The organism is Streptomyces sp. NPDC020917 (genome assembly GCF_044333795.1).
Lineage (GTDB): Bacteria > Actinomycetota > Actinomycetes > Streptomycetales > Streptomycetaceae > Actinacidiphila.
Genome location: NZ_JBIRRR010000011.1, coordinates 104,741 through 117,735, shown reverse-complemented (window position 1 = coordinate 117,735; position 12,995 = coordinate 104,741). Strand labels below are relative to the sequence as shown.

10 protein-coding genes are annotated in these 12,995 nt (G+C 73.9%); 6 read left to right on the top strand and 4 right to left on the bottom strand.

Annotation, left to right across the window (positions count from 1 at the left end; all coding sequences use genetic code 11):
- Window positions 1-55 precede the first annotated feature (55 nt).
- Window positions 56-1,048 carry a polyprenyl synthetase family protein gene (locus ACH4TG_RS23535; protein ID WP_398244422.1) on the bottom strand — a complete coding sequence of 331 codons (993 nt, stop codon included), beginning with the start codon at window positions 1,046-1,048 and terminating at the stop codon, window positions 56-58.
- Between the two features lie 306 nt (window positions 1,049-1,354).
- On the opposite strand from ACH4TG_RS23535, the gene ACH4TG_RS23530 reads away from it, so the two are divergent.
- Both ACH4TG_RS23530 and ACH4TG_RS23525 read left to right on the top strand, forming a co-directional pair.
- Window positions 1,355-3,595, top strand: coding sequence for an RICIN domain-containing protein (locus ACH4TG_RS23530; protein ID WP_398244421.1), 2,241 nt, complete (start codon window positions 1,355-1,357; stop codon window positions 3,593-3,595).
- Window positions 3,596-3,682: 87 nt separating this feature from the next.
- Complete coding sequence (locus ACH4TG_RS23525; protein WP_398244420.1) at window positions 3,683-4,828, top strand: RICIN domain-containing protein; 1,146 nt, start codon at window positions 3,683-3,685, stop codon at window positions 4,826-4,828.
- 154 nt (window positions 4,829-4,982) lie between these two features.
- Here ACH4TG_RS23525 and ACH4TG_RS23520 read toward each other — a convergent pair whose 3' ends face one another.
- A complete protein-coding gene (locus ACH4TG_RS23520; RefSeq protein ID WP_398244419.1) occupies window positions 4,983-5,414 on the bottom strand; it encodes a cupin domain-containing protein in 432 nt (143 codons plus the stop codon).
- 58 nt (window positions 5,415-5,472) lie between these two features.
- On the opposite strand from ACH4TG_RS23520, the gene ACH4TG_RS23515 reads away from it, so the two are divergent.
- From ACH4TG_RS23515 to ACH4TG_RS23500, 4 genes are all read left to right on the top strand, one after another.
- Window positions 5,473-6,378: a helix-turn-helix transcriptional regulator gene (locus tag ACH4TG_RS23515; RefSeq protein ID WP_398244418.1), complete on the top strand. Its 906-nt coding sequence runs from the start codon at window positions 5,473-5,475 to the stop codon at window positions 6,376-6,378.
- On the top strand, window positions 6,375-6,809 hold the full coding sequence (locus ACH4TG_RS23510) for a hypothetical protein (protein ID WP_398244416.1): 435 nt from the start codon (window positions 6,375-6,377) through the stop codon (window positions 6,807-6,809). The genes ACH4TG_RS23515 and ACH4TG_RS23510 overlap by 4 nt, the downstream gene beginning before the upstream one ends.
- A 257-nt stretch (window positions 6,810-7,066) precedes the next feature.
- Window positions 7,067-7,594 carry a DUF1062 domain-containing protein gene (locus ACH4TG_RS23505; protein ID WP_398244415.1) on the top strand — a complete coding sequence of 176 codons (528 nt, stop codon included), beginning with the start codon at window positions 7,067-7,069 and terminating at the stop codon, window positions 7,592-7,594.
- A 362-nt stretch (window positions 7,595-7,956) separates the two neighbouring features.
- Window positions 7,957-10,953: a beta-galactosidase gene (locus ACH4TG_RS23500; protein WP_398244414.1), complete on the top strand. Its 2,997-nt coding sequence runs from the start codon at window positions 7,957-7,959 to the stop codon at window positions 10,951-10,953.
- A gap of 320 nt (window positions 10,954-11,273) precedes the next feature.
- Here ACH4TG_RS23500 and ligD read toward each other — a convergent pair whose 3' ends face one another.
- Window positions 11,274-12,191 (bottom strand): non-homologous end-joining DNA ligase, encoded by a 918-nt coding sequence (ligD, locus tag ACH4TG_RS23495; RefSeq protein ID WP_398244413.1) that lies wholly within the window; start codon window positions 12,189-12,191, stop codon window positions 11,274-11,276.
- Window positions 12,188-12,946, bottom strand: a complete 759-nt coding sequence (locus ACH4TG_RS23490; protein ID WP_398244412.1) for a DNA polymerase ligase N-terminal domain-containing protein — start codon at window positions 12,944-12,946, stop codon at window positions 12,188-12,190. Before ACH4TG_RS23490 ends, ligD begins: the two co-directional genes overlap by 4 nt.
- Window positions 12,947-12,995: the final 49 nt, after the last annotated feature.

Below are 12,995 nucleotides of genomic sequence, written 5' to 3'. Positions count from 1 at the left end.
TGAACCCGCACCGCGTGAACCCGCACCGCACGAACCCGTACGGCCCGCGACCGTCTCAGAGCGTCAGCTCCACCACGTAGTCGCAGAGCGACTCGAAGGCCGTGCGGGCCGGCACCTCGGGCAGCGCCCGTATCTCGTACCTCGCCACGTCCGACCACTTGCGCACCTCGGCCCGCGCCATGTCGATGGCCGGGTGCTTGCGCAGCAGTTCCAGTGCCTCCGCGAGCAGTTCGGGGTCGGTCAGCTCACCGGCCGTGAGCAGTTCGACGAGCCGGCCGTCGCCGGGCCGGGCCGACTGCAGGGCGAACATCCCCGGCAGGGTGGCGACGCCCTCGCGCAGGTCCGTGCCGGGTTCCTTGCCGGACACGACCTCCTCGTTGGTCACGTCCCTGACGTCGTCGGAGAGCTGGAAGGCCAGCCCCCACGCCACGCAGGCGCGGCCGACGCACTCGGTGACCTCCGGCGGCGCCCCGGACAGCAGGCTCCCCAGCTTGCCCGACGCCGAGAACAGCGACGCCGTCTTGCCGTTGAGCACCCGCAGATGGTGGCCGAGCGCATCGGTCGGCGACTCCGGGCCGCACACCTCCGCCGACTGCCCGTCGACCAGGGCCCCGAACGTCTCCGCGTGGATCCGGATCGCCGGCTCGCCCAGCCCCGACAGCAGCTGACTGGCCCGGGCGAAGAGGAAGTTGCCGGTCTGCACGGCCACCCGCGAGCCCCACACCGAGTGCGCGCTCGGCACCCCGCGCCGCGTCGCCGCACCGTCCATCACGTCGTCGTGGTACAGCGTGCCGATGTGGGTCAACTCGGTGGCCACGGCCGCCGACACGACCTGCGGGTTGCGCCCGCCGCCGAACTCCGCGGCCAGCAGCACCATGAACGGCCGCAGGCGCTTGCCGCCCGCGCCGACCAGATGCCGGGCCGCGGTGTCCAGCAGGTCCTTGCCGGACTCGACGGACTTCAGCAGCCGCTCCTCGACCACCTCCATGCCCTCGGAGAGGGTCCCGGCCAGCACGGCGTCGTCGATGTGGACGGGCAGGGTCGGCATCGGCGGTGCTCCCGGAGGTCGGTGAAGTGATCCACGCCGGAAGCGTGCCAGACCCCTGGTCGAGCTGTCATCCGGTCCCGCCGGGCCCGCGCTGGAGAACCGCCCTGCCCACCAGGCATGTTATCGATGCCAAAGCAGGCCCACCGGGCGATCGCCGGGCGCGCGCACGACGTGCCGGGTGGTGCTCTCGCCCGTGTTTGGGCCGGGTGTGGCCCGCACCCTCCTTCACCGACCTATTGGCATCGATAACATCGTCTGCCATAGTTCCGACGACCTCATTCCCCCCATGGTCGCTAGGAGTCATCCGTGGCAGTTCCTCGGGCAAGGCTCATCGGCACCGTCGCGGCAGCGGTGCTCGCCCTCGCGGGCGCCGTACCGGCCGCCACCGCTTCGGCGGTGGCCGTCCCCGCGGCGGCTCCGGCCGCCACCGCCGGCACCCCCGCCTACGCCGTCACCGTCGGCGCGAAGGGCACCTGGTCCCACCCCGACGACACGCCGGCCAACGTCTACACCGACAAGGACGGCACCTTCTACTACCAGCAGTCCCACTCCCTGTACGGCGCGAGCGACAGCCGCCAGTGGAGCTTCTACAGCGGCAGCACCTTCGACTCGGCCACCCGCTCCGGCGCGATCAGCAACGCGGGGACCAATGCCGACACCACCGCGTTCTGCAACAACAGCCCCACCGGTCTGGAAGCGACGGCGGCACCGGCCGGATCCGGCTACTCCCAGCGCAACTTCTGCGACCTGGCGGGTGTCTGGGTCGATCCCGACACCGGCAACTGGTACGGGCTGGTGCACAACGAGTTCACCCCGCAGCCGTTCGGCGACGGCGTCCACTACGACGCCATCGACTACGCCGTGTCGACCGACCAGGGCAGGGACTGGACCATCAAGGGGCACGCGATCACGTCCCCGTTCAGCACGAAGCGCGGCGACTCCGCGGCCTTCCCGAACCAGACCTACTCCTACGGTGACGGCGACCAGCGGCTGTTCGTCGACACCGCCTCCGGCTACTTCTACGTCTATTACGGCTCGCGCGTGGTGGACAAGAACGGCGGCTGGAAGGCGTTCTACGAGCACGTGGCCCGCGCCCCGCTGTCGTCGAAGATGGCGACCGGATCCTGGCAGAAGTGGTACGGCGGCGCCTGGTCGCAGCCCGGTGTCGGCGGCAGGGAGAGCAACGTCGTCCCGGTCACCGCGAGCAGCACCACCGGCTACACGCCCACCGCGAAGGAGTACGACCCGGCCAACGCGGGCACCGCCGACCAGCAGGTCGCCGCCGGCACGATGCCGCCCACGTCACCGCTGTTCGTCATGGACGTCACCTACGACGCCTACCTCGGGCTGTACATCGGCGAGCCGCAGGCCGTGGACCAGAGCGGCAACGCCCCGCAGCAGTACTACGCCACCGACGACCTCGCCACCCAGAAGTGGACGCTGATCGGCGACACCGGCGGCTACCACACCGCCTCCTGGTACCGCTGGTTCCTCGACAGCGCCAACAGGACCAGCTCCGCCATCGTCGGCAAGTCCTTCCGCTCGTACTGCTCGTTCGGCTGCTCCGGCAGCTCCTCGTCCGAGTACGTCAACGTCACGGTCGACTCCTCCGCACCCGCGGCCGCACTGTTCGACCCCGCGAAGACGTACCGGATCGCCGCCGGCAACGGGCGCGTCCTCGCGCAGCAGTCCGGCAGTTCGGCCACCACCTCGCTGGCCGCGGCGGCCGGAACCGGCCTGGACGCCTGGACGTTCACGGCGAACGGCGACGGCTCCTACCGCATCGCCAACGCCGCCACCGGGCAGCTGCTGGGCGTCGACTCCGGCTCCACCGCCGGCCGCGCCTGGGGCACCGCGCCCACCGCGACAGCGGCCGGCACCGGTGGACCCGCCGTCGGGCAGCAGTGGTTCGTCCTCCCCGGCACCTCGCCCGCCGACGGCAGCGCCACCGGGACCTACCGGCTCGTCAACCGGTACAGCGGGCTGGTGATCGGCCTGTCCGCGGCCACCGGCCGGCTCGCCGAGACCACGCCCACCCGGGCCTGGAGCGACACCGGCGGCAGCGGCGTCGGCGGCGGCCGCACGGCCGCCGAACAGACCCTGGGCATCACCCCCGTGGGCACCGCCACCGGCGGATCCCTGAACGGCACCCACACCCTCACCGCGTCCGGCAAGGCGCTCGACGATCCCGGGCACAGCACCACCGCCGGCACCCAGCTCATCACCTACGGCCCCAACGGCGGCAGCAACCAGTCCTGGACGTTCACCCAGCAGGCCGACGGCACCTACCAGCTCGCCAACGCGCAGTCGGGGCTCTGCGCGGACGTCGACGGCGGATCGACCGCGGCCGGCGCCGCCGTCAGCCAGTGGACCTGCACCGGCGGCGGAAACCAGCACTGGACGGTCACCTTGCGGCCCGACGGCGGCTACACGCTGGCCTCCGCCACGTCCGGGCTGCTGCTCACCACCGCTTCCACGGCCGACGGCGCCCTGGTGACCCAGCAGGCCGACAGCGGATCGGCGCTGCAGCACTGGACCATCGGCTAACCGCCAAGTCCCCTTCACCTGCGGGTCGTTCAGGACCCGCGTGCGCCAACCCCCACCACCCCCACCCCCCCACGGAACGGACCGCCCATGTCACAGCACCGGCACCTCCGTATCGCCGCAACCGCCCTCGCCGCCGCGGGACTTCTCGCCGTCGCCCCGCAGCAGGCCGAAGCGTCGGTCGGCGGCGGGAACGTCTCGATCGGCTGGTCGATCCCGAACGTCCCCTCCTCCGGGCTCACCAACATCACCTTCCCCCTCACCGTCAACCCCGCAACCGCCCACCAGGACGGGATCTACTTCGCCCAGCAGTTCAGCTTCCAGCAGAACGTCGCCGGCTACACCGGTCTGCAACCGCGCGAGAACAGCGGCGGGCACGAGCGGCTGCACGGCGTCTTCTCCGTCTTCGGCGACGGCACCACGACCAGCGACGCCAACTGCCACGCGGGCGCCGACGGCGGCTCAGGCGTCAGCTGCGCGGTGGAGTTCGACGGCGTCTACGGCCACCAGTACGCGCTGACCGTCGCCCGCACCGGCACCGACACCTGGAGCGGCACCGCGCGGGACACGGTGACCGGCACCTCGGTGCACATCGGCACCTACTCGGTGCCCGCGGGCAGCGGCAACCTCCAGGGCTCGCAAGGCGGGTTCGTGGAGTACTACCTGGGGATCCCCAGCTGCGCGACGATGCCCCGCTCCGACGCGGTGTTCGGCGGACCCACCAGCACCGACGCGGGCGGGCTCAGCGGCACCAGCACCGCCAACTACGAGTACAGCGACTGCGTCGGCCAGTCCGGCTACCAGGCGCAGCAGGTCGGCAGCGGCACGCACGTCACCCGCGGCTTCGTGAGCAACGCCGCGCCGCTCGTCAACACCGCCTCCGGGCGCTGCCTGGACGACGCGAACTCCAGTACCGCCGCGGGCAATCCGGTGATCATCTACGACTGCAGCGGCGGCGCCAACCAGCAGTGGGCGGCGCCCGGCGGCAATGAGCTGACCGTCAGCGGCATGTGCCTGGACGCCACCGGCGGCAGCACCAGCCCCGGCACCAAGGCGGAGATCTGGGACTGCCACGGCGGCACGAACCAGCAGTGGACCTTCCCCGGCGACGGCACGGTCCGTGGCGTGCAGTCCGGTCTGTGCCTGGGGCTCACCGGCAACGCGACGGGCAACGGCACGGGGACGGAGCTGCAGACCTGCGACGGGCGGGCCGGCCAGGTCTGGACCCGCGGCTGAACCGGCCGCACCGGGCCCCGCTCAGGGACCGGGGCCGGAGCCGGTCCCGGTGACGCCCGGCCTGCCGCCCGTGGGGTGCGCCGCGCCCCACGGGCGGCAGCCCGCTGTCCGGGCCGGGGCGCGCTTCGCGCCCCCGCCCGGGTGGCGTCCGGTCTCAGGTCCCCGGCGGCCCGGCCGGCGGTGCGTCCGCGGCGCGACGTCCGATCCGCATGCCGGGCCGCCGGCGGTGGACGGTGAGGTAGGACAGGCCGCCGGGGCCCGCGTCGATGCGCCGGGTCGAGCCGTGCGGGAGCCACACCAGGCCGCCCGCGCCGAGCGGCTGGACGCCGACCGGCGAGCCCAGGGTGCCGCCGCCCGCGACGACCAGCAGGAGGACGTCGAGGTCCGGCTCGCGGTGGGTCGCCACGCTCTCGCCCGGCGGCAGGTGGACCAGGTTGGCGTCCAGATGGCGGCCGGACTCGGCGAGCTTCCACAGCGCGCCCGCGGACGCGGGTGCGCCACCGGCCAGGGCCTGCACGTCGCACAGCAGGAGCGGAGCGGGCCCGGTTCCGGTCGCTCCGCCGGGGATCTCGGAGGGCGGGTTCATGCCCCCAATTATGACAGGTAGTATTTGGAGAAACTCCCCCGGAGGTGAGGAGCGGACCATGGCCACATCCGCCGGCCGGGCGCCGTCGCCCCGGCCGCCCGCCGCAGGACCGTCCACCGCGGGACCGGCCGCCGACCGCGCGCGCCGCGAGGTGCCGGACCCGGGCGCCGCCGAGCTGAGCCCGCGCCGCCGCGCCGTGCTGGACGCGCTGCGTGCGGCCGCCGACCCGCAGGGCATCAACGACGTCGCGGAACGCCTCGCCGTGCACCCCAACACGGTGCGCTTCCACCTCGACGCCCTCGTCGCCGACGGCCACGTCGAGCGGACGCTGGAGGACCCCTCGGGACCGGGACGGCCCCGCACCGTCTACGCGGCACGACGCGGGATGGACCGCGGGGGAGCGCGCAGCTACCGCCTCCTCGCACGGATGCTGCTCAGCCGGCTGGCCGCGTCGGCCGGACCCGGCACCGGCTCCGGCGCCGAAGCCGGGACGGACGACGCCGCGGACGCGGGAGGCCGGGCCGCCGGCGACGACGGGATCGACGCCGGGACCGCGGCGGCCGTCACCGAGACCGGTCGCGCATGGGGCCGCTACCTCGTCGAGCAGCTGCCGCCGTCCGGCCCGCCGACCGCCGAGGACGCGGTCGGCCGGCTCACCGCCATGCTCGACGACCTCGGCTTCGACCCGCAGCAGGTCGGCGCAGGTGCCGTTCCCGACCGGATCCGGCTGCGCCACTGCCCGTTCCTCGAACTCGCCGAGGAGTACGGCCGGATCGTCTGCCCCCTGCATCTCGGCCTGATGCAGGGCGCGTTGGACGAGCTGCGGGCGCCCGTCGCCGCCACCGGCCTGGAGCCGTTCGCCGAACCCGGCGCGTGCCTGGCCCACTTGTCGTCCGTCACCTCGCGCCCCGGGCGCTCGCCGCGGCGCGGCACCTCCTCGGACAGGAAGACCACGCGGCGATGAACAGCGCCTCGGCGGCCGTGGCCGGAGCCGTCACCTTCGTCTGGGTGGGGATGGTGCTGGCGATCTCGTTCCTGGAGGCGCCGCTGAAGTTCCGCGCGCCCGGCGTGACCATCCCGATCGGGCTCGGCATCGGCCGGCTGGTCTTCCGGGCGCTCAACCTCGTCGAGGCGGTGTTCGCGGTCGTCGTGGCCGTGGTCGTGGCGACGGCCTCCCCGACTGCGGCCGCCTCAGGGCTCACCGCCTCCGCGGTGGTCCTGCTGCTGGTGCAACTGGTCGCCGTACGGCCTCCGCTGAACCGCCGGTCCGACGCCGTCCTCGCGGGCGAGGACCCGGCACTGCACCGCTCCCGCGCGCACCTGTACTACGTGGGCCTGGAGACCCTGAAGCTGGCGGCGCTGATCGCGCTCGGCTGCGTCCTCCTGGCCCAGTGAGGCGGATGTCCCGGCCGCCGAGGCGGACAGCGCCGGGGCCGTGGGCTGCCGGGCGGGCGAAAACCAGTGGCGCACCGTGGCCGGGCGCCCCTACCGTGCTGCCGAACCAGCCGTCGGACGAAGGACAGCCGTTGTACACCCTGTGAGACCTCCCAAGCGCTGATCGGTCGCGCGTCGCACCTGTGCGCCGCGCTGCTTCCTGCTGCGGACTTTCTCACTGAAACCGGTGTACTTCTGTGCTCAAAAGCTGGGTGGTCATGCCCACCTGCCTGCCGCTCGTCCTCCGCCGTTGCCACACCTGCGCGTCCGGACGCTTCCGCGCGAACGGCAAGTTCCGCGTCAACGCCCACCACAAGGTCCTGGACGCCTGGCTCCTCGTGCTCTGCACCGGGTGCGGCGACACGGCGAAAATCACGGTCCTTGAGCGGGTGAACGTGCGCTCCGTGCGTCCCGAACTGCTCGACCGGATGCACGACAACGACCTCGCTCTGGCAGCCGAGTTGCTCCAGGATCCGGTTCTGCAGCGCCGCAACCGCATCGCGCTCGACTGGGACGGTGCCTGGCGCCTGGACACCGGTGGAACGGATCACCTGGACCGCGAGGTGATCGACGTCTCGGTCCGCTTCGCGGCCCGGATCCCCGTCCGGCCGCTGCGTCTGATCGCCGACGGCTGCGGCCTGACACGGGCCGAGGTCGAGCGGCTGAACGAGGAGGGGAAACTCGTCGCGGCCGTCCGGCTGAGCGGCAAGCTCTCCGGCGACTTCACCTTCACGCTCAAGCGCTGAGCCCTCCTCGGGACTCGGGGCCCTGCCCGGCGCGTTCCGCCGGGCAGGCCCCCCGGGGCCGGCCCCGCCGCCCGCCGTATCCCGGCCGTCCCCGGGTCCTCGCGAGCCCCCGTCGAACTCCCTGCTCCCCAGGCGTTCCCGCCGTGCCGGACCCTTCCGGAAAGCCCCCCTGTGAAGTCCGTGCACGGGCATTGACGTGCCCTCATCGCGGCGTTAGCGTTCACACGCTCACGTTCCAACATTTTTCGACAAAGTCGAACGCCCGGCTGGGTGTTGGCGTGTGCCGGGACGCCATGGCCGCAAGCGGCCGCTCGTCGCCGGCCTCACCCGGCTGCTCCGCCCACGTGCTCAAGGGGACCGCTGTGGAACTGTCTCGTCGTGCCTTCGGAGCCCTCACCGGCTCCGCTCTGCTCTCGCTCGCCCTGCCGGTGGGCACCGCGGCCGCCGCCGCGGGCGCCGCGCCGCGCCCCGCCGGGGCCGGCTCCGGCTCCGGCGGCACCGTCACCTTCGACCCGTACTCGCTGATCATCGACGGCCGCCGGGTCCCGCTGTGGTCCGGCGAGGTGCACCCCTTCCGGCTGCCGAGCCCGTCGCTGTGGCGGGACGTGCTGCAGAAGATGCGGGGCAACGGCTACAACGCCGTCAGCATCTACGCCTCCTGGAACTACCACTCGCCCGCGCCCGGCCACTACGACTTCACCGGCGTGCGCGACCTCGGGCTGTTCCTGGAGATGGCCGCCGACGCCGGCCTGTACGTCATCGCCCGGCCCGGCCCGTACATCAACGCCGAGGTGGACGCGGGCGGTTACCCGGGCTGGCTGGCCACCACCCCCGGCCGGGCGCGCAGCAACGACCCCACCTACCTGGGGTACGTCGACGAGTGGCTCACCGCTGTGAACGCGGTCATCTCCCGGCACCTGTACACCGACGGCGGCGGCAGCGTCGTGCTGTACCAGTTGGAGAACGAGTACGCGTCGCACACCGCGGACGCGATCGGCCAGGGGTACATGGCGCACCTGTACGCCAAGGTGCGGGCCGACGGCATCGACGTGCCGCTGTTCCACAACGACAAGGGCCGCAACGGCTACTGGATCCCGGGGAGTTTCGACACCGGCGGCGAGACCGGCCAGTACCTGTACGGCTTCGACGGCTACCCGTCGCCGACCGGACTCCCCCCGGACTGGGGGTACTTCGGTACCGGCGGTGCCAAGGGCGGTTCCACCGCCAGCCCCGGAACCCCCGGCCTGATGGCCGAGTTCGGCGGCGGCTGGTTCGACCCGTGGGGCGGCGCGGAGTTCGGCGGCAAGGGCTACGCGGAGTCCCGCCGCACCCGCGACGCCGCCTACGAGCGCCGCTTCTACCTGACGAACCTCGCCAACGGCGTCAAGATCCACAACGTCTACATGACGTTCGGCGGCACCTCCTGGGGCTGGCTGCCGGCCCCCGTCGTCTACACCTCGTACGACTACGGCGCGGCGATCGACGAGGCCCGCAACGCCACCTCCAAGGTGGTGCCGATGCACCAGACCGGCGCGATGCTCGAAGCCTTCCCGGAGTTCGCGGCGCTGGACCGCGCGGCCGACACCGCCGCCGACTCCACGGCCGTGCGCGTCTACCACCTGACCGCGGCCGAGAGCGGCGCCCACGTCTACTTCCTGCGCAACGACACCTCGGCCGACGCGACCTGCACCCTGCCGGTGGCCACCGCGGCGGGCACCGCGACGGTGCCCGCCGCGCCCGGCGGCATGCGCGTGGCCTCCAAGGACATGAAGGTCGTCGCGACCGAACTGTCCCTGGGCCGCCGCACCCTGCGCTACACCACCGCCCAGCCGATGCTGCGCACCACCGGCGGCGCCCTGGACGTCGCCGCCTTCGCGGGCCGGCCCGGCGACCCCGCCGAGGTCGTGCTCGCCGTGTCCGGGAAGCCCGCGGTCACCGTCGTGGGCGGTGCCGCGGACACCGTTTACGACGCGGCCGCCGGCACCCTGCGGATCAACACCGTCCTCGGCGGCCTGACCCGGGTCCTGGTCGAGGGCGGCGGCACCGCCACCCCGATGCTGCTGCTGTTCGCCGACGACGACGCCTCGGCGGTGCTCCGCCTGCTGACGGCGGCCGGCGAGCCGGTCCTGGTCAGCGGCCCCGCCCTGGTCAGGACCGCGGAACGCGAGGGCGCCGTGCTGAAGCTGACCGGCGACACCACGCAGGACTGCCCGCTCGAGGTCTGGGCGGAGCCCGCCGTGCGGGAGGTGTTCTGGAACGCCCGGCGCGTCGCGGTCGCCCCCACCGCCTCCGGCAGCCTGCTCGCCGGCAGCCTGCTGGCCGGCCCGCAGCCGGTCGAACTGCCCGCGCTCACCGGCTGGTTGCAGTCCCCGGAGAACCCCGAGTCCGAGCCCGCCTTCGACGACTCGGCCTGGCGGGTCTGCGACCTGACCACCTCCTCCAGCACCACCGCGGTGCCCGCCGGCGGCCCGGTGCTCTTCGCCGACGACTACGGCTTCCACTACGGCGACGTCTGGTACCGCGCGGAGGTCGACGCGACCGCCGCCCCGGGCACGCTGAGCCTGTCGTACGCCAGCGGCACCCAGGGCCTGCTCATGGCCTGGTGGGACGGCCGCCCGCTGGGCGTGCACCGCCAGCCGGTCCCCGCCAAGGCCCAGGACACGCAGGGCACATGGGCGGCCACCGCGGACTTCGCCGTGCCCGCCGACCTCGCCGGCGAGGGACGCCACACCGTGGCCGTGCTGGTGCGCAGGATGGCCCACGAGGAGGACGGCGGCGCCAACGACGCGTTCAAGTCGGCCCGCGGCCTGACCTCGGCGCGGCTGGACGGCGACGCGTCCGCGCTGGCCTGGCGCATCCAGGGCGGAACCGCCGCCGACGCCGCGCGCGGCCCGCTCAACACCGGCGGCCTGTACGGGGAGCGCGCCGGCTGGCACCTGCCCGGCTTCCCCGACCGCGACTGGGCGCCCGCCGCCGACCTTCAGGCCGAACCCCGGCAGGGCGTCTCCTGGTACCGCACCCAGTTCCGGCTGGACGTCGACCGCGGCACCGACGCGTCCGTCGGCCTCACCCTGGACGACGACCCGGCCCGCGCGTACCGGGTGCAGATATTCCTCAACGGCTGGAACATGGGCCAGTACATCAACGACGCGGGCCCGCAGCACACGTTCGTGCTGCCCAACGGCATCCTGCGCCCGCGCGGCAGCAACACCCTGGCGCTCGCGGTCCTGTCCGACGGCACCACGCCGGCCGGGCCCGCGGCCGTCTCGCTCACCCTGCTGGGCAGCGCGGCCGGCGGTGTCCCGCTGACGCTGGTCGACGCGCCCGGTTACGCCCAGCTCGTCCGTCCGGTCGGCTGAGACCGGCCGGCTGAGCCGGCCCGCGGCGACGTACCGTCGCGGCCGGACCACCCGGCGTCCTGCGCTGCGGCGCCCCACCCGGCTGCCGCACGCGGGCACCCGGGGCGGCACCGCGGCGGCGGCCGGATGGGCCGTCCGCAGGTGCCGTCGGGAGCCCGCGCGGTGGTCGGCGCCGGGCCCTGGCGGAGCGCGGTCGCGACGCGCTGCTCGGCCTCATCGCCCCCGTGCCCCGCCAGGAGTCCGCCCACCTGGCGGTCACGCCCGCCACCCCGAAGGAGGCGGGCGGCGGGCGGAGATGACCGCAGGCCGCGCCGCGGCCGTCAGTCCTCGTGGAGCAGCGCGTCCAGACGCTTGCGTGCCGGGCGCAGGGAACGTCCGCGCGGGGCGCGGCGCCAGGGATCGGCCGTCAGGAGCCGGTCGGCGGTGTCGATCGTCCAGCGCTGCGCGTTGAGGTCCGGGTCCTCGACGTCCTCCCAGGCCAGGGGCGCGGCGATCGGCGCACCGGGCAGGGCGCGGACGGCGTAGGGGGCCACCGCGGTCTGCGCGTAGGCGTTGCGCTGCACGTCGAGGTACAGCCGCCCGCGGCGGGCCTCCTTGCGCGCCTCGGTGGTCAGCGCCTTGGGATGGCGAGCGGCGAGCAGGCCGGCCACGTCGCGGGCGAAGGCGCGGGTCTCGTCGAACCCGGCCCGGGAGTCGAGCGGCACCACCACGTGCAGCCCCCGGGACCCGGTGGTCATCACCGACGACGGCAGCCCGAGGCCGTCCAGCAGATCGCGCAGCAGCAGGGCGGCGGTGCGGACCGGCGCGAAGCCTCCGTTCGCCGGGTCCAGGTCGAAGACCATCTTGTCCGGGCGGTCCGGCCGGCCGGCCGTCGACAGGAAGCGGTGCGGGGTGATGCACGCCTGGTCGGCGAGGTACAGCAGCGTGGCCTTGTCGTCGCAAAGCGTGTACGTGACGGTGCCGCCCTCCTGCCTCGGCAGCTCCACCCGGTGCACCCAGCGGGGGAAGTGCCGCGGGACGTCCTTCTGCATGAACCCGTGGTCGCCGATGCCCCCGGGGTGGCGTTCCAGCATCAGCGGCCGGCCGCGCACCTGCGGCACCATCCGCCGGGCCACACCGCGGTAGTACTCGGCGAGGTCGCCCTTGGTGAAGCCGTCCTGCGGGAAGAGGACCTTGGCCGGGCGGTGGATCCCGACGGTACGGCCGCCGGCGCGGATGGTCCGCTCGGCGCCGCTCACGAAGCGCCGTCCCCGCTCGGAGCGTGCCTGCCAGGACCGTGCCCGCCCGAAGCGCGCCGGCCCTGGTTTTCGCCGGCAGGACCGTGCCCGCTCGCGCTTTCGCCGCCCGGAACGTCCTGGCTCATGCCGTCCGCGCGGGTCCACGTCGGGCCGCCCTCCGCCGCGACCTGCCCCAGCGTGTGGCCGCTGCGGGCCGAGCGCGCCCGCCGGGGATCGGGTGCTCCGGCGCGGGACGCCCGGCTGTCCCCCCGCTTGACCAGCAGCCACGCCTCGCGGTCGCCGTAGCGGTCGCCGCGCAGCCGGGTCAGGGAGTAGCCGCCGTGCAGCTTGACGCCGTCGAGCCAGAACGACGCGTGGCCGCCGTCGAGCGCCTCCGCGAGCGGCACTGGCCGGTGGCGCCGGTCCTCGGTGAGGTTCCGGTAGGTGCCCTCGTCCCAGATGATCACCGCGCCGGCCCCGTACTCGCCCTTGGCGATGACGCCTTCGAAGTCGCGGTACTCCAGCGGGTGGTCCTCGGTGGGCATGGCCAGCCGCTTGTCGTGCGGGTCGCTGGACGGCCCCTTCGGCACCGCCCACGACTTCAGCACGCCGTCCACCTCCAGGCGGAAGTCGAAGTGCGTGGTGGTCGCGTCGTGGATCTGCACCACGAACCCGGGCCGGTCCGCGGCGGCGCCGGCGGCGTCGCCCCGGGGTTCGCCGGTCCTGGAGAAGTCCCTGCGCCGGCGGTACTCGGCCAGCGTGCCCCTTTCGGCCATGGCGGCCTCCTTCGTGCGGCGCGGCCGTGCGGCCCGGCCGTTCTGCCTG